Source organism: Neiella holothuriorum (genome assembly GCF_019457915.1).
Lineage (GTDB): Bacteria > Pseudomonadota > Gammaproteobacteria > Enterobacterales > Neiellaceae > Neiella > Neiella holothuriorum.
In genome coordinates, this window is record NZ_JAHZSS010000006.1 from 124585 (window position 1) to 142758 (window position 18174).

Here is an 18174-nt window from a genome sequence, read left to right on the forward strand (position 1 = left end):
GTATTTGGAACCGGCAAAATATCCGAGTCATGCTCCTACTACCTAACTAAAAAATATAATATTTTCGCGTACGTGTGTGATAACGACTTTGTCACCGATGAGCCTTTTTTGGGTAAACCTGTTATCGCTATCGACTCCGTTGCAAAAAGCTATCCACCAAATGAATATGCAGCATTTGTGGCTGTTGGCTACCAAGAGTTGAATACCCTACGAGAGAGTAAAGTTGAGCAGTTAACGACTCTCGGCTATCAGCTTGTCAGTTACTACCCACAACATACACCAATCAATGGTCCAATTGGCCATAACTCAATGATCATGGACGACGCAGTGATTCAGCCATGCGTCACGGTCGGTAACAATGTGCTTGTCTGGGGCGGCGCAATGGTCGGTCACCATAGTGTATTGCAGGATCATTGTTGGATATCTGGAGGTTGCGCCATCGGCGGAGGTGCAACCATTGGCGAGCGAACCTTCGTTGGCATCAACGCTACGCTGGGCAACGCGATCACGGTCGGGAGAGACGCCATTATCGGCTCCGGCGCCATTTGCAATAAATGTATTGCTGAAGGCTCTGTGCTTATCACTGCGGAAACCCCAACTTACCGCTTAAACAGCCATCAATTCATCAGATTCTCATCCGAATTCAATAGTAGGAATTAATTCATGTCTTTACTTCAAACGATCTTTGAAGAAACATTTAAAATCAGCTATGAAGAAGCAAACCAAGACTTGGCAATGCAAGATGTTGCCAACTGGGACTCATTGACCCATATGGACTTAATTAGCGCCATCGAAGACAAACTTGCCATTCGCCTCAGCAGCGATGAAATTGCAGATATGACTTCGTTTGACGCTATTAAGCGCATTGTTAACGAACATCAATAATGACATGAACATCGAACAGAAAGTTGCCATTGTTACGGGTGCAGCTAGCGGGTTTGGTAAGGCATTAGCAATCGCTTTAAGCCAACGCGGCGCAACGGTCGCTGCGCTGGATATCGATCCGCATGCCTTGGCCAATCTTACTGCGACTAACCAAAATATTGTTGCCTTTCCTTGCGATGTAACTAATCACGAGCAAGTCGACCAAGTTATTGCCCATATTGATGATGAGCTCGGCGACATCAGTATACTTATCAACAATGCTGGCTTGATGCGCAATACGCCATTGCTCAACCTGCTTGATAGGAATGAGCGCAAGCACAGTATATCAAGCTGGCGCGAAGTAATGGCCGTTAATCAAGATGGCGTATTCTTCATGGCACGCTCGGCTGCGGAAAAAATGCTCGACAAGCGCGTCAAAGGAGTCATCATCAATATCAGCTCAATTGCGGCCAAAGGTAACATCGGGCAAACAGCTTATTCGGCGTCTAAGGCCGCAGTTGAAGCGATGAGCAATGTTTGGGCAAAGGAGTTGGGCCGTTTTGGTATTCGCTCGATGTGTATCGCGCCAGGCTTTATCGACACATCCGGAACCCATGATGCTTTGGAAGACAAAATGCTCGCTCGCTGGGTAGAGCAAACCTCTTTGCGCCGGACTGGTAAAATCAATGAAGTGGTTGCCGCTGTAATCTGTGCGGTGGAAAACGACTTTATGACCGGCACTACCATTGCTGTAGATGGAGGTTTATCGATATGAGCGAGCCCCCCCCGATTCTCTCAACTTCACGTTTAACACTGACGCCGCCAACAACTGCCGATGCCGAAGCGCTATTTGCCATCTCAAGTGACTCGGCGGTTACCGAATTTCTTGCTTGGGAGCCGCACGACTCCGTGGCACAGAGCAAAGCCGTCATATCCAGCATGCAAAATGCACAAGCTACAGGTCAGGGCTGGCATTGGCTTATTTGGCAAAGTAAAGAGCTAGTCGGCGTTATCTCGCTTATTGATATCACATTAAAACAACGGAGCTGGTCGCTGTTCCGCGCCGAATTGGCGTATTGGATAGACACAAAACATCAGGCGAAAGGCTACGCAACAGAAGCCGCAAAGCCGGTTATCCAATTTGCTTTTGAGCACCTGGGATTGAAAAAAATAGTCGTTGCCCATGCAGAGCAAAATCCCGCCTCGAAGCGAGTTATCGACAAGCTTGGCTTTACCCATTACGCAACAGAACGTTATGCATTTGAAAAGTCGCAGACCTGGCACAGTCTTCTGTGGTACGACTTATTGGCTGAAGAATTCGCCGGAGAGCTAGATGAAACTTAATCAACTCAATCACTACCGCTGCCCGAAAAGCTTATCTCCCCTGACGTTAGATGTTACTCATCAGGATAACGATGAGATCATCGAGGGTACATTGACCTCGCTGGCTGGGTTGACCTTCAACATAACCGGTGGCATTCCAGATTTTACCTACCCAAAGGCATTAGCTCAGATCGATGAAGAAACCCGTCAAACGTACGATACTCTTGCCAAGGACTATCATAAGTTTGCTGACATACCATTTCGAACTTTCAAAACCAACGAAGCTGGCGTGAGAGAAGATATTGCCCAACGGCTTAATATCAAACCTGACGCTAAGGTGCTTGAAGTCGGCTGCGGTGGCGGCGATGGCAGTGTCTACCTATTGAAAAAACTAGGCCCTGACGGGCAACTGTTCATTCAAGACTTGTCCCCCAACTTCCTTGCCTTAGCGATTGACAAAATCGCCGAGCTTAGCTCTCCTGCTACAGTAGAGATGGCTACGGCCAATGCATGCTACTTATCGTTTCCGGATAATCACTTTGATGCAGCTCACCACTTCGGTGGGCTGAATACATTTTCAGATATTCCAAGGTTTCTTAGTGAATTAACCCGAGTCGTTAAGCCCGGCGGTAAAATCGTAATTGGCGATGAGGGAATGGCGCCTTGGCTACGTGACTGCGAATTCGGCAAAGTCATGATGAACTCGAATCCGCTACTTAAATGTTCACCGCCACTGGATTCTCTGCCTACTCGAGCTGAACAGGTTAAGGTCGAATGGATCATGATGGGAGCTTTCTATTTAGTGGAGTTCACCGTTGCCCAATCTGAGCCTGTTGCCGACTATCACATCGATATACCGAGCCAGCGAGGCGGTACGCATTGGAGTCGCTACTATGGGCAGCTAGAAGGAATAAGTTATGAAACAAAGCAACTTGCTTATGAAGCCCAAAAAAATAGCGGAATGAGTATGTCGGACTGGTTAGATAGCGTGGTGAAACAGGCGGCAACCAAAACCATTCGAAACGACTAGCTAGTCGTCACTTACCGAACCAACGAGCTGATACCCAAAGGGCCCATAACTAAGTAACTTTAGGCCCTTTGCATATCAAGCTAATGTTACTTGCGGTTCATGCTTGTTTCTGACACACCACATAGTAGCAGGAGACGTTTAAGCCATAGTAGTTGGTTGCTTCGTGCCCTATTGCGACATGGCTACAATGCTCTTCGAGTAAATCTGCAATTTCCTGCTCATCATGAATCACAAAGAAATCGATACCGTTTCTTAAGCCATGGGGATCATTGGTAATGGTATATCGGTTCGGCGCAATTTTCTGAGCATTTGCCAGTACACTGTTGTCAATCGTTGGTAAGGAGAAGATCAAATAACCGGACGGCTTAATAATCCGAAATGCTTCAGTCAAGATATCGTCAAATTCGACACCGTCGTTCAAATAATACAGGCTGCTACATGACAAAAAATAATCGAAACTAGAGTCGGCAAAAGGTAAATCGTGATTGAAACAGATCTCGAATTTGATTTGTGCTTGATAGTTTGCTGGCATATTGCGTTTTACGCTTGCTACCAGCGGCTCTGATATTTCTGTCGCAGTAATGTTAAAACCAAGGCGATGCAAAAGTTCAAGATTGCGGCCATCGCCAGTCGACAAATCTAGAATACTCGCGCCTTTATAGTGTCGCTTATCAAGCTTCATATTCGGGTATTTTGCCCCAGCTAGGGTTCGCATAACCCACTCGGTAGGGTACAACATCGGTGCATTGTCGTTATAAAACCGCTCCCAGTTGCTGCTGGCTTGTTCCGTCATTTGCTTCCCTCATTCAACACGGCATGACCAAAACCTTCGACTCCGAAATGGTTGCCGCAATACAACATATGAATATCGTCATTTGCTTTGAACACATCGGGGTAGCAGACCATTTCACTATCCCAACCACTCGCCGACAGCTTGATTCCGGCTTTGCTATCATCACGAGTCCAATGTTTTAGATCATGGGAATAGGCATAGCCAATGCGGTAACCCCGTTCGGGGTTTCTAAAATCAATGCCATGACGGTAGGTAAACCAAGCGTGGTATACGCCATCCATCTCAATCACACTGAAACAAGTTTGGCATTCATCCTCGACCATAGCTGGGATGATTTGCTTACCATCACGTTGCCAATCAATACCATTATCTGAGGTTGCGTGTTTGATTCGATAAACCGATTCCTTGCGATCTTGCCCTGCGACCCAGGAAATTCCTGAGATGTACCACATGTGCCAAATGCCATTGATGATCTGTACTTTCGGACAGCCAAACAGATAAGGCTCATCAGGCGTAGCGCCGAATAACGGGCCACGGCTATATTTTTCAAATTGATAGCCATCGCTACTAACCGCTAAACCAATGCCCCAATCATAAGGAACCGAGCTTTTGCGCGTCCAACCAGCGTAATAAAGCAGGATTTTGCCGTTATGTTGTAGCGCGCTGCATGGCATGATGCCAAACTCATCAAAGCAGCCCAACTGCCCCAGTTCGAGCAGCGGTTGAGTTGACGTGGCAGTTACTTCATCCATTGCCAAGCTGGAAAATTCAACAAAGGCCGGGTGAGCCACCCGCATCAAAGCGCCATTAGCTTTAGGCCGAGTTGAGAAGTACACCAACAGCTTCTTGTCTTTAATGATGGAGCAAGGTGCCTGCGCATACTCCTGCATCCAGTCTGAGTCTTGGCAATTGGTCGGCGAAAATGCCAGCCCTTTCTTATTCCAAATCACCTGTAGTCCTTAGTTCGAATCCTGTTTACTCAATTCGTCAATACGAGCTAAATTTTTTTCTCTCTGAACTTTCAGGACATCAACAATGTTACCACTAAAATTATCAATTAGATTATCTAGCACTTTGGTCCAATCCTTTAATTTCTGGAGCAGCGGCCTGCTAGACCAAAGCCCTTTAGGATGCACCCGATAAACCGCCATAACATCAGGCAGCTTTTTAATTTTACCAAACTGAGCGTTGTACATATGCATGATGTAGTCACCTGCAACCGCAAATTCTAGTGACTTTAATAGCTGCTCAGGAAAACCCGATTTGAATGGGTTTCTGAAAACTACGCTCGGCGTATGAATGTAGTTACCCTCGGCCAAATCATAGATATCGGTGGAACTGCTAACTTTTTTGGTCATTTGGTCGGGGAGCAACTTTTGATGCTGTTCGTCTCGAACCATAATGGCGTGGAAGCAAGTGGAGTAGTCATCGTTTGCTTCCAAGAAATCCACCTGCTTTTGCAGCTTTTCGGCATCAATCCAGTAATCATCGCCTTCACAATAGGCAACGTATTTCCCTTTGCACAGTACTGCTGTTCTGAGAAAGTTTTCACGCGAACCAACGTTTTTCACATCGCTCACCACCCGAACGATATCCGGGTATTGCTCCTGATATCGTTCGATGATTTCAAGCGTACTGTCAGTGCTGCAATCTTCTCCAATAACGATTTCAAATTTGAAATCACACCGCTGCATCAGCCAACTTTCCAGTGCCTCAGCGATGTATTTTTCGTGGTTGTAGGCAAATGCCAACACAGAAACAAGTACTGGTTGCTCACTATTGTTGTCAGAACAATTGTCATCAGCGCGCTTGCCACCTGTATTGTTGCTACCGGTGCTATTGCCATCAACGCTTGTGTCAGACGGCGCGGACGCTTCGCGTTCACCACCAACAACAGCTTCGATAACTAACGAGTCTTTACGCGTTTCCAAACTGGCAAGCTCGCTAAAGTCGCTTTTGCCAACTTCAGCTCTGCGAATAGCCGCTTCAGAAAAGCCCACTTCTCGCAGCAGCTTAGTTAGATCTTCTTCATCATAAATGTATTGGTGGCCCCACTCCCTCATGCTCAAATTAAGAATTTCAGCATTACTCTTATCCATCCAATGCGAGCAGTACTTTACAAACTCTTCGCGAGTTTTGATTTCATCATTTAAATAATCAAGCACGGCTTGTCGAAGATCGGGGCAAGCTATTCGCAATACACCGCCAGGCTTTAGCACTCGAAAACACTCCTGAGTCAATGCCTTGCCCTGCTCGCGAGTCAAATGCTCAATAAAGTGTTCGTGAAAAATGAAATCAATACTATTGGACGGAAACGGAATTCCGGTCGCCAGATCATGCACAATATCTAGCCCTTGCTGACCAAAATGATCGCCTGAATCGATATTGATCCAACCCTCTTTTTGATCGGCGCCGCAACCTAAATTGAGTTTCAGCTGCTCGCAACCGGCAAATTTTTGCATGTTTAGCCAAATTGGCGATAAGTCAACTGAGACAGGGTTATCCAAGGATTCAATTGTCATCGTGGTATCCATAAAAATGACTTTAACTGGTTTCGGCCATGGCGTGCAGCCGAGCAACGCTGCCAAACATAGCAGTGCAGGGCGCCGGCTCAGCATCTGCTGCTGCAATAATGGCCACATTGAGCTGATTTGTATTGGCAAAGTGTTGCGCAATGGCCATAACCGACCGCACTTTACCTGAACAACAATTCACCACTCCGGTAGCTTGGTGTTCTGTGGCTAAATGAACAATATGCGCGGCAAGCTGTTCAACGGCGATAAAATCATGTTCAGCATAGGGTGTTTGCAATTCAAAGCTGGCTTGCTTTTGCTGCGCTGCGTGCGCTATAGCACTGAACAAGGTGGCACGATTAGGGTTCAATCCATAGACGTAAAATGGTCGCATCCAAAGCAAGCTAAATTCGCATTGAGCTTGCAATTGTTGCAACATCTGTAGCAAGTTGAGCTTGCCTTGAGCATACCCCAAACTGGGCTGGCAAGGCTGCTGCTCATCAATCTCACCTTGCGCTTCGCCATATTCAAAACATGTTCCAATGCCAACTACTCGCTTGAGTCCCTGCTTTAGCAAGTTACTTATCATCGCCAAATGAGCCTGAGGTTGCTGCTCGATATGGGATTGATGATGATAGTCATCCAAATGCTGCCAGCCGAGGTCGATGAGCACATCAGGCTCGTGCAAGCGGGCGAATGCAAGCGGCGATGATGCGAGCTGAGTCAGTGGCAAAGACACTGTTTTAAGCTGGCTATCCCCCAAAGGTAAAGGCGAGCGATGCAAGATAGCCGTTACTTGATGGCCCTGTGCCAATAGTAATTTGACAACATGAATACCAATAAAACCCGTTGCCCCGGTGACAGCAATTTTCATAAGCGCTCCGTGGTATTAAAACTTAACACCAGTAAAGTTATCAGCGATAAAGGCGCGACTCGCGTCTTTTTCTGACAAACCAATTACCGGCAACGGCCATGCGATTGATAGCGCTGGATCTTGCGGGTGTAGCCCAGATTCCAATTCTGGCGCATAGTCGGTGCTATTGAGGTACATCATCAGAACGTCATTCGTCAGTGCCTGGAAGCCATGAGCAAACCCCTGAGGGATAATCAGGCTGGTATGAGAATCGGCCGACAACCGCTCACCATACCACTGTAGATAAGTTGGCGAACTAGGGCGTAAATCAGTTAGCACATCGAACAGTTCGCCCTGGAAACAATTTACTATTTTCACTTCTGCTGCGGGCGGTAGTTGAAAGTGCATCCCTCTTACGGTGCCCTTTGTTGGCGTCAGTGAACAATTCACTTGCCGTACTTGGGCATCAATGCCTGCACTCAACAGCGTCTGATGACAGCCAATCCGTTTAAACATGCCCCGCTCGTCAGCAAAAACCTTGTGGCGAATTCGATAGGCATCAGCTAGCGGCAATGGCTCTAATGAAAAATCTTGCTGCATAGTTAGTCCCGGAATAGCGCCGCAATTAGCTGCCAGCGCCAAGTAACCTAGTCCATTTATCAATGAAATACTGATTACCAGCAGCCCACTGTTCATTTTTAGTACTAGAAAGCCCACCCGAAGCATGAATTAACCAAATAGGCCATGTGGTTAACATTAAACCGGCTTGATTACACTCAAGCGAGAAGTCAAGGTCATAAAAGTGAAATTTGGATGGATAGTTGTCATCAAATCGCACTTTTTTAGACTGTAAATCTTTGACATTAACAGCTAAAAACACACCATCTAATAATGCACAACGTTGAGGGGTTGGACCAAAGTTGGTGACATGGCATTGGCTATTGTCTCTCCCTATATAATGTGCAACCGCCCCAGAAAAAGGCTGAGGTGCATTCGTTCCAAAACCTTTGTACATCCAATGCCAGAGATTCTTTTCACCAATTACGCACTCTCGGGTTCCTGCCACTCCGCAAACACTAAAGTTAGAATGCTCACCAATTGCTTGGGCAACTTTCTCGTAGAGTAAAGCATCTTCAATCGTAATATCATCATGACAAAATATGATGTAATCAATGTCCTGATATTCATCAAGCTTGGCATTGTAAAGCGCCGCTAGCCCTTGCTGGTTCGAGGTAGTAACGTCCAAACCTACGTCATAGTTATCGTGGTTAAGTTTTAGTAACGATTGATAAAGCAGCGTTTCTTCTAAGGTTGCGGCAGCCGAAGCGGCAACGATTTGATAACGTTTGGTCACGTGCAATTCCTATTGTTCCTCGCCTCATGCAAACAAACTATCTCGCATGAATTGTTCTATTTGGCACTCGGTTAGATCTTTGATATCAAGCCCATCGGCCCACAATTGATACCATCGCGTGGTGTGCTCTAGGGCACAGGATAAATCCCACACTGGCTGCCAGCCGACTGCTTGCGTAATAGCGTCACTATTGAGTAATAAGCTTGGATTCTCATGGTATTCCATCGGTTCGATTTTCATGCCCTTAGCACCTTCCCATAAGGTTTGCATATGCTCGACAATAGCGGCAACCGGCCACATATCATCAGCTGCCGGCCCTATGTTCCAAGCTTGGTCGAGGTCATTGGTGCACACCATTTGCTGCGCCAATAACAAATATCCATGCAAGGCTTCGAGTACGTGTTGCCAGGGTCGAATCGCTTTGGGTTGACGGATCGTTACAACTTGCCCATGCGCCCAGGCGCGACAAATATCTGGCACTAATCGATTCTTTGCAAAATCGCCGCCACCTATGACATTTCCGGCTCGAACGGTAGCAATTTTTGTGGCATCGGTATGGTTAAAGAACGATGAGCGGTAGCTCTCAACGAGCAATTCACAGCAAGCTTTACTGGCACTGTAGGGATCATGACCACCTAAATGGTCCGACTCAGAATGACGCTCGCCACTAGCATCAGAGTGATATACCTTGTCGGTAGTAATGACAACAATCGATTGCAAGCTGCTGCATTGGCGAGCCGCTTCCAGTACATGGGCGGTTCCCATAACGTTAGTGCTGAGAGTAGCTATTGGCTGCTGATAACTTTCAATGACCAGCGGCTGAGCAGCCAGATGGAACAACACATCAGGGTTCGCTTGGCGTATGGCGGCAATGGTTGCTTGCTGCTCACGAATATCAATCAACTGATGATCAATTTGGGCAGATAGTTCCAGTAAATCAAACAGAGCTGGCTCATTGTCTGGCGCCAGCGCGATCCCAGTTATGTCGGCGCCTAATTGTTTTAGCCAAGCTGCTAGCCAAGCACCTTTGAAACCTGTATGACCGGTAATAACAACACGTTTTCCTCGCCAAAATTCATTATCAAGCGTCATCAATTAGTCCCAGACTTTCCAAGGAGCGTTTCCCGATTTCCACAAACTTTCCAAATGATTCTTGTCACGCAAGGTATCCATGGCATGCCAGAATCCATCATGGCGATAGGCTTTAAGCTGGCCATCAGCGGCCAAATTATTGAGCGGCGCTTGTTCCCAAGATGTCAAATCATCGTCAATATAATCAATCGCTTTTGGATTCAAGATGAAATAGCCACCATTGATCATACCACCATCACCACGGGGTTTTTCGCGAAACCCCTGAACATCATTGCCGTGGCATTCCAGCGCACCATAGCGCCCGGGGGGCAACACCGCGCTCACCGTTGCCTGCTTGCCATGGCCGAGGTGGAATGCCACCAACTGTTCGATATTAATGTCCGCCACACCATCGCCATAGGTGAACAAAAAAGGTTCATCGCCTAAGTAATGTTTCACTCGGCGTAGCCGACCACCGGTATCGGAGTCTTCACCGGTATCAACTAACGTCACCTTCCAAGGCTCAGCATGCTTGTTATGGACATCCATGCTATTGGATTGGAAATCAAAGGTTACGTCTGAGTTGTAGAGGAAGTAATTGCTAAAGTACTCTTTGATCTTGTAGCCTTTGTATCCCAAGCAGATGACAAAGTCATTGATGCCGTAGTACGAGCAAATTTTCATGATGTGCCAGAGCATAGGTCGGCCACCAACATCAATCATCGGTTTAGGCTTTAAATGCGACTCTTCGCTGATCCGCGTTCCCAAACCACCAGCTAAGATCACGGCTTTCATTCCTGCTTTTATTGCGCTCATAAAATGTCCCTCGCAGTCATTCGTCTCTGCATCATTTATTCAGCCATTTCATCTACGTGATTCTGGTGACCAGAACAATCTCCGGTTTTTCTAGCAAATGCCTGTTTTAAATCGCTATCTTTATCTTCAAGTAATCTAGCTAAACGGCGACTGGTAGGCAATGCTGGCGCCAACTTGATTGCCTGTTGCGCAAACTCACGCGCCTGAGTTTCATTTCCCAACTGCAAGCTCGCTTCTGTAAGCAAATACCACAGTGCTGCATTGTCTGGCTCAGCACGCAAGCAATACTTCGCGACGTCAGCCGTCATTTGCCACTGCTGTTGTCCTGCCATCAATTGGCCCAAGCGCTGCCAAACCTTTGTTTCATTCGGCGCTATAGCCAGGGCTTTGAGTAGATAGCTGTGGGCCTGATTGTCATCGCCACCATCTTGAATTGCCGAAGCCAAGCCAAAATAAGCAGCAAACATATCCTTAGTTTGCTGATTAATGGCTTGAACAAAATGTGGCACAGCGTCTTTGTAGTGGTTTGCCGCACAGTAGAAGTTACCCAGTGCAATCATCGCGTTGGTATTTTGCGGATACTTCCAATAGGCCACTTGTAACAACTGCAGTTTTTTATCCAGCGGATCTTTGCTTTGCTGCAACCCTTCGGACAAATAACAAAGCTCAGCCGCATTAAGGTATTCAGGTTTGTTGAGCCAACGTATGTGACGTTGGTCATGACCTTGAGAGAGCCAGCGCTCGCTGGCGTACTTAAATAAAACCGCCAACCGCTTTGGCAACGCCAGTGCCGAATCAATCAGCTGATCAAATGCATGCCAATTGCCGGTTTGCACATATAACACCGCCAAAATATCAGCAGCCTGCGGGTCGTTACATACAGGTTCAAGCGAGCTAATAAGTGATTCGACAGCTCCGATGGGCGAACCTGCAGCCAGCGATTGATTCAAATGAAAACGGATTAGCTCTGGGTAACACCCCTCAGCCGCTAGTGCCAGCACAAATCGCACTGGCAGCGACTTGTTAGCTGCCACATCAAGGGTCTGATAAAGCTCAACTAGCAACTTTGGTTGCAGCTCTATACGCGCCCCTAGCGCCGCAGTAATCGCAATGACGAGTTCATGCTCGTGCTGATTTAAAGCGGTTTGCAGAACAGCTTCCCCCAAGCGCTCATAATCTGATTCAGATAGTTGCTGGATTAACGCGTCATCGCGCAACTGTGCGGCTTGCTGTTGCAGTTGCTGCTGGCTATCCTGTTTGGCTTGTAACTCGTGCTGAGCCTGAACTAAGTCATCATTTGCATGATAAGTTGCAGGTATTAGGTTGAGCGCATTCAGCGCAGCTTGGTAGTTGTTTTGTGCCGCTTGCATTTCGGCTAAATGCAACAGCAATTCAAGCTGCTGAGGGCTTTTCTTAAGAAGTTCAACCAAAGCCAGCTCTGCCAAGTCTGGACGATTCCCTTTAATCCCCGCCTCGGCAAGGTACTGCAAACTGTTCTCGTCATCTGCATCATGATTAATGAGAAACTCAACACACGCGCCAAGTTGTTGAATATGACCCTGCTTATAGGCTTGCAGGGCTTGTTCACGGATAAGCTCAACCAAACTCTGTGCCAGAGGCTGGAGCATCAGTTTTTGACAAGTGGAGCTGACGGCCCGCTCTTTAGCGTGATTATTCGCCGAAGCGATTGGTGTCGTCGTTGCCAAAGGCGTACTCTCCAATATTGCTGTATTGCCGGATTTTTCTGCCAGCATCGCTAAATAGGCATCTTCTACCGCATTAGCAAAATTAGCACCATCACATAGCTCCGATTCAACAAAGGCATCTCTGAGCGCGGGACGATCTTGAATTAGATTAGCGCGATCAGAGGCTAGTGCCACGGCAATATCAACGTATTCCTGCTCACTACTGGCAATCCATTGGTCTTTGCCAATTGCATGCAGCACCATAGCCCCCAAACGCCCGACCGATGGCCGATCTTTTTTGGTAACGATTGGCACCCCGCACCAGAGAAATTCGAACAAGGTTGTGCCGGAATTTTGCGGGAACCCATCTAGCGCAATATCAATGTCCAAAATCGAATGAATATAGTCTTGAGTATACCCGACCCAACTGCGCGAGTGCTCAATACCATGTTCCGCTAAGCGCTGGTACATCAAGCTCTGGCTCTCTTCATCTTTAAAGTTAGGGTTATCAATTTTGAGGATGCTGTTGGGTACGCGATCTAAGATCTGCTTCCACAATGGCAGAACACGATCGTTAAAGCGAATAGCACGGCCAAGATTGCCAAACACTATCGGCTCATCAAGGCTTTTTTGCTTTACAACAGGGGGCTGTTCACGCCATTCAAGCCGAGGAGTATAGCAGTACGATGCGCGTGGTAAGCGGTAAGGCTGCTCAGAGAAAAAATCGTCAGCCAGTTCTGGGGTGAGTTGCTCATCACCAAGAAAATAATCCATCGCCGTCATGCCCGTGGTCTGGGCAAATCCAAGCCATGATACCTGGACAGCACACGGCTTAAGAGCAAACAGCTTGAGCCGGTTGCCGTCGGTATGGCCGCTTAAATCAACCAGCACATCAATGCCATCCTCGATGATCATTGCTGCCAGCTCTTGATCATCTGTCTTGGCAACAAATTTCCAATGGTCAACATGCTCGCGCAATAGATCGGTCACTTGATCTTCAGCACTCACACCTGAGTAGGCAAAAATTTCTACCCGTTCTTTATCATGATGTTTGAATAAGGCTTCAAGGAAAAAAGCCACTGGGTGGGTTTTAAAGTCAGAAGAGACATAACCAACTTTAATCCGCTTGCCAGGTTGGTATGTGACCTTGGGCTGATAATTAGCTTGAGGAAAAAACTCATTGATACGGGCAAACCATGACTTCAGAGTATCGACCGACACATGGGGGTGGTAGTTACCACAAAACAACAAATTAGATAAAGCAAAGAACTTTTCTACAGGTGTAGACTTGGCATTATCAAGCACCGTCAGACAAGAATCCGCAGCAGCTGAAACGTTGCCACAGGACATCTCCAGTAAACTCTTTGAGTTGTGCGCCATGCCCCAATTTGGAGACTGTTCAATGAGCTGCTCGAGCACTGTCCGTGACTCATTTAAATGATTTATTTGCCTAGCAGCCGTCGCAAAGTCATGCCATGCATTCGTATCCTCGGGCTTTTTGCTGAGGTATACCCGCAAAAAACAGTAGTCGAGTGCTCGGTATTGACTACTGACCATTATTTTGCTCAGCAAATACCAGCAATGGGGATTATTGGGCTCCAATGCAAAAATAAGTTTGGCGTAGTCGAACGCTTGTCGCGCCCCTCCTTCTGAGAGCAAGGTGCTAGCGAGATTAAAGCCAGCCGGAAAATATGTATGGCCAGAACGTTTCCATGCGTCAAAAAACAATTGCCGAGCGGTGGCCGTGTTGCCTAGCTTAAGCTCCACATCGGCTAAATCGTTCAACATACGAAAGTTATCGGGATATTTGTCGACTCCCTGGCGCAGCAAGGCTTGGCGTTCGTTAATCCATTGGCTCGAGGCCTCAAGCGCAGAGGCCAAAAATCTCAATTCATCTTCATTAAGCTCACTTGCCGTTTGGAGCTGTTTGTTAACTTTTTTATCGTTGGCTTTGCTGAGCCAATAAACCACGGCGTATTTAAATAACACCGGCAAACGTTGCCGTAGCTTTAAGCCGGCATCGCAACAAGTAGCAAATTCAGCCCATTTATCATTAATAGCAAACAACACCGCATTGATATCTGCGGGCCAGTTTGCTTTACGCGACAGCTTTAGCAATTCTTTCTTGATAGGTATGGCCAAATTTTCACTGGCATACCAACTCAAGTACCAACGGAGCAGTTGGCTATAGTCGCCATTACCAACCAAAGCCAAAGTCAGCTGATCCAAAAATTGCTGCGTTTCATCGCTGTTGATAACCGAGCACAGCTCGATAACAAACTCATCGCTCAGGCTAACCCGCTTGCTGAGGGATTCAACAATAGCAACCACGGTTTGACGATCTTCAAACTGCAGCGCGACATCCAGTAATGACTGGCCTTGCTGCAAGTATTCATCATCACTTACAGCAGCTTGCTCATTGCTAATAAATGTTGCTGCTAGTTGTGTCAATTGGCCATGGGAATGGGCTAATTGCCGCAACGATTGAACGCGTTGTTCAGGTATTGCACCCGTCGTTTGTTCAAGTCGCGCAAGGGCGTCAGTAAACAGGCATTGCTTGGTGAGCACATCTATCAGGTTGAGGTGGTAATCAGGGTTATCAGGCTCAATGCTGATCAATTTTTGCAGTGCAAATTGGCCTGCTCTGGGGCGTGCGGTTTTCAAACTCGCTTCAGCCAAGTACTGATAATACTTGGGCTTACACATTTGTTGAGCATCCAGGTACTCAACTAAAGCTTGCAAACGCTTGATACAACCTTGCTTGTAGGCTGCATCAGCTTGCTCTTCTACAAATAACAGAACCGAAGGCTCGATTTTGGCAAATTCACTTTGACAAAAACCTGCCAGCATAATGTTCCCCTTAAAAAAAGGCAGCCATAACAGCTGCCTTTCAGAGTGATTTACCGTTATCCCTGAAGCAGACTCAATGCCGCCTGCGGCAACTGCTGAGCCTGAGCCAAGATTGACGTACCTGCCTGTTGCAAAATCTGATTTTTGGTTAACTCAGTTGTTTCCGCTGCGAAATCTGTGTCACGAATCCGGCTCCGTGCAGAACTTTGGTTCTCGATAATATTATCGAGGTTAGAAATCGTCGACGATAAACGGTTTTGTACCGCACCTAACTGCGCTCGGGAACTGTCAATGTAGTTTAATGCGCCATCAATCACAGACAAGGCATCCTGCGCGCCTTTGGCAGTTGATACATCAATATCTGAAATTTCAGCAAGGCCTGACACATTGGTTGCCGCTGCGGCTCCCATAATCCCCGTAGCGTCCGATGAGCCTATTAATATATTTGTTGTGGCAGCATCAACAGTATAAGACGTTGACGAGTCGAATCGTACTGTTCCTGAAATCGTTATATTACCTGTACCACCAGCCAACGTTTGAGCAGCACCAGCAACAGTTTCACCATCATATTCGTAAGCTTGAGCAGTCAGAGCTGTACCCGCTCGGCTACTGTACTCAGTAATCGCAATGTCGTCACCGCGCTCACTGATCAACTCGATATCTCCAGAAGAATTAACTGTCGCTGTAACTCCCGTATCTGCAGATACTTTGTTAATTTCATTAGCTAGCCCTTCAAGCCCGCCGTCAGCATCGGTTACTGCAATAATAGTTTTTGCTTTTAACGGATCGTCATTCGTTCCCATCAAGTTGAAGGAAATCGTATCGTCACCGCTAAATCCACCTAATTTAACTTTGGTACGCGCATCGGCAGAAACACCTGTTTCACCAGCCACAGCATTGATCTTATCGGAAATCTCTTTTGCCGAGAATTCATCATCTATATCAACAGGAACTTCATTACCATTTGAAGTAATGGTTAGGGTACCCGCATCAACGCCGTTATCCAGAGGTGCAGAGGATGCTACGCCAGTAGCTACGGCTCCTAAGCCTTCAGATACGGCTTGAGCTGCATCTGATGCCACAGTCAATTGCTGTTGATACGACCCCATATCAGAGGCAGTAAAGGCTGCAAGCGCAACTTCAATAGTTTCATTTGCATTTGCTCCCACTTGGAATGACTCAGTACCAAAGGTACCGTCGAGCAAGTTACGATCACCGAAGGTAGTGGTTTCGGCAATTCGGGTCAGTTCTTTTTGCAGCTGAACCACTTCTTCTTGAATCGCAGAACGATCGCTAGAGCTATTCGAGCCATTTGCCGCTTGAATAGATAAATCACGCATACGTTGCAAAACGCTGGTTGACTCTTGTAGCGCGCCTTCTGCAGTTTGCGACATCGAAATACCATCGTTAGCATTTCGAATTGCGACGCCCAAACCACTAATCTGAGAGGTCAGACGGTTTGAAATTTGTAAGCCGGCAGCATCATCGGCTGCGCTATTGATACGAAGACCAGAAGACAGCCGAGTCAAAGACGTGTTCAGATCTTCAGAGGTGCGGTTCAGATTTCTCTGCGAATTCAGAGCCGACACGTTAGTTTGTACGGTAAGAGCCATTTCTAGCCTCCAACTTCAGTGTTTTATGGCCTTAATCAGAAGGCCGTTAATCGAGTCAAAATATTGCCGGTTTATTCCAGCGACATGATTAATAAAGCATCGTTCATGCCAACTGTTACTTGTTGTTATATTTCATATGCTTACGTTAAAAAATGTTAGATAAAGTTAAATAGCGTCAAATTTTGAACTTGGGCAAAAGCCTGCTGTGCCGCTTGAAGGGCAAGAGTTTGCCGGCTGTATTCCGTTGACGCTTCCGCCATATCCAGATCTTCCAAGTTGGACTGAGCGGTCTGAACGGTAATTTTGTAATCTTCATTAATGTTGGTTTGGCTATCGATCACTTGCAGACGAGAACCAACGTTTGAGCGAGTTGAGGTGATGTGCAGCATGGCCTGATTCATATCGGAAATGATGTGACCCATTTCCACCTGGCGCATGGCCTTTTCCTGATCGTCGTCGAATGAAGAGCGCATCCAATCGATGGCATCTTGTACAGTCGAAAAAATATCTTTGGTGCGCGATTCGTTGAGAGTGATGCTGTCACCGGCTTCTGGATCGCCAGTGATCACAAATTCGATCCCGTTATAGTTAATCGCAGATCCCGGCTCATATAGATTTGAATCCGGTGGCCCCGGCAACGCAGGAACAACTTGGTTACCGGCACCGTCAAATAATTGATACTCGACGACTTCATCGCCATCGAGATCGACGAAGTCGATACGATAGCCATCTGGCACTTCAAGGGAAGGGTCATAATTCGCCGGATCAACAATATTTGCCGAATCAACAAACGCAGTACCATTGTTGGTCGTGGCATAAGTTGGCCGGAGGTCACCGACGCTATTATCAATATCGATGAACACCGACTGACCCGGATCGTTGGTTTCTACCGAAACACTCGAGCCGATGGTTGTCTCACGAACTCCAAGATCGCCGCTGTAAAGCACTGTATCATCGGGTTGGCGGGTAAATGGCTGACGCTCGGTTTGATAACCACTAAAGATGTAGCTTCCTGATTCATCGCGTGTATTAGCAATACTCAGCAACTCGTCTAAGCGATTTTCCATTTCCTGAGCAATGGCTTCTTTCGCGTCAGTCCCTAATGAACCATTGTTACCTTGCAGTGCGAGATCTTTGATCCGCAGCATCAGATCTTCGACCGAGGTCAACGCCGTTTCTTCGGTTTGTAAACGGGCCTCTGCGAAATCAATGTTGCGCTGATATTGTTCGGTAACTCTAACTTCTTGCTTGAAGTTAAGAATAGAGTTCGCCGCCACCGAATCATCGGATGCGGTGATCACGCGCTTGCCTTCACTCAAGTGAATGATGGTGTCGTTTACCTTGCTTTGCTTATCAAGGATGTTGTTGGTGTTGTACTGGTAAAACTGAAAGGTTGAGACGCGCATGCA

General features: G+C 47.0%; 16 protein-coding genes. 5 read left to right on the forward strand and 11 right to left on the reverse strand.

Annotation, left to right across the window (positions count from 1 at the left end; genetic code table 11):
• Positions 1–108 precede the first annotated feature (108 nt).
• From K0504_RS07210 to K0504_RS07230, 5 genes are read left to right on the forward strand one after another with little or no spacing between them, the layout of a single operon-like run.
• Entirely contained in the window at positions 109–660 is a 552-nt protein-coding gene (locus K0504_RS07210; RefSeq protein ID WP_220103499.1) for an LbetaH domain-containing protein, read from the forward strand.
• A 3-nt stretch (positions 661–663) separates the two neighbouring features.
• Positions 664–885, forward strand: a complete 222-nt coding sequence (locus K0504_RS07215; RefSeq protein WP_220103500.1) for an acyl carrier protein — start codon at positions 664–666, stop codon at positions 883–885.
• 4 nt (positions 886–889) lie between these two features.
• Positions 890–1639, forward strand: a complete 750-nt coding sequence (locus tag K0504_RS07220) for an SDR family oxidoreductase (protein ID WP_220103501.1) — start codon at positions 890–892, stop codon at positions 1637–1639.
• Entirely contained in the window at positions 1636–2208 is a 573-nt protein-coding gene (locus K0504_RS07225) for a GNAT family N-acetyltransferase (protein ID WP_220103502.1), read from the forward strand. The genes K0504_RS07220 and K0504_RS07225 overlap by 4 nt, the downstream gene beginning before the upstream one ends.
• Positions 2198–3217: a class I SAM-dependent methyltransferase gene (locus K0504_RS07230; protein WP_220103503.1), complete on the forward strand. Its 1020-nt coding sequence runs from the start codon at positions 2198–2200 to the stop codon at positions 3215–3217. The genes K0504_RS07225 and K0504_RS07230 overlap by 11 nt, the downstream gene beginning before the upstream one ends.
• 97 nt (positions 3218–3314) lie before the next feature.
• Here the strand turns inward: K0504_RS07230 and K0504_RS07235 are convergent, their stop codons facing one another.
• From K0504_RS07235 to flgL, 11 genes are all read right to left on the reverse strand, one after another.
• Positions 3315–4010, reverse strand: a complete 696-nt coding sequence (locus K0504_RS07235) for a class I SAM-dependent methyltransferase (RefSeq protein ID WP_220103504.1) — start codon at positions 4008–4010, stop codon at positions 3315–3317.
• Positions 4007–4960, reverse strand: a complete 954-nt coding sequence (locus tag K0504_RS07240) for a glycoside hydrolase family protein (protein ID WP_220103505.1) — start codon at positions 4958–4960, stop codon at positions 4007–4009. Before K0504_RS07240 ends, K0504_RS07235 begins: the two co-directional genes overlap by 4 nt.
• Before the next feature lie 9 nt (positions 4961–4969).
• Positions 4970–6532: a glycosyltransferase gene (locus tag K0504_RS07245; RefSeq protein ID WP_220103506.1), complete on the reverse strand. Its 1563-nt coding sequence runs from the start codon at positions 6530–6532 to the stop codon at positions 4970–4972.
• Positions 6533–6554: 22 nt separating this feature from the next.
• Positions 6555–7397: an NAD-dependent epimerase/dehydratase family protein gene (locus K0504_RS07250; protein ID WP_220103507.1), complete on the reverse strand. Its 843-nt coding sequence runs from the start codon at positions 7395–7397 to the stop codon at positions 6555–6557.
• Positions 7398–7412: 15 nt separating this feature from the next.
• The gene (locus tag K0504_RS07255; RefSeq protein WP_220103508.1) at positions 7413–7976 is read right to left on the reverse strand and encodes a dTDP-4-dehydrorhamnose 3,5-epimerase family protein; all 564 of its coding nucleotides are present in this window, start codon (positions 7974–7976) and stop codon (positions 7413–7415) included.
• A gap of 25 nt (positions 7977–8001) precedes the next feature.
• Positions 8002–8730 carry a glycosyltransferase gene (locus tag K0504_RS07260; protein ID WP_220103509.1) on the reverse strand — a complete coding sequence of 243 codons (729 nt, stop codon included), beginning with the start codon at positions 8728–8730 and terminating at the stop codon, positions 8002–8004.
• Positions 8731–8754: 24 nt separating this feature from the next.
• Complete coding sequence (rfbG, locus tag K0504_RS07265; RefSeq protein WP_220103510.1) at positions 8755–9822, reverse strand: CDP-glucose 4,6-dehydratase; 1068 nt, start codon at positions 9820–9822, stop codon at positions 8755–8757.
• 3 nt (positions 9823–9825) lie between these two features.
• Positions 9826–10617, reverse strand: a complete 792-nt coding sequence (rfbF, locus tag K0504_RS07270; RefSeq protein ID WP_449867074.1) for a glucose-1-phosphate cytidylyltransferase — start codon at positions 10615–10617, stop codon at positions 9826–9828.
• Between the two features lie 35 nt (positions 10618–10652).
• Complete coding sequence (locus K0504_RS07275; protein ID WP_220103511.1) at positions 10653–15152, reverse strand: O-linked N-acetylglucosamine transferase family protein; 4500 nt, start codon at positions 15150–15152, stop codon at positions 10653–10655.
• 56 nt (positions 15153–15208) lie between these two features.
• Positions 15209–16765, reverse strand: coding sequence for a flagellin N-terminal helical domain-containing protein (locus K0504_RS07280; RefSeq protein WP_220103512.1), 1557 nt, complete (start codon positions 16763–16765; stop codon positions 15209–15211).
• A 155-nt stretch (positions 16766–16920) separates the two neighbouring features.
• Positions 16921–18171 (reverse strand): flagellar hook-associated protein FlgL, encoded by a 1251-nt coding sequence (gene flgL / locus K0504_RS07285; RefSeq protein ID WP_220103513.1) that lies wholly within the window; start codon positions 18169–18171, stop codon positions 16921–16923.
• Between the last annotated feature and the right edge of the window lie 3 nt (positions 18172–18174).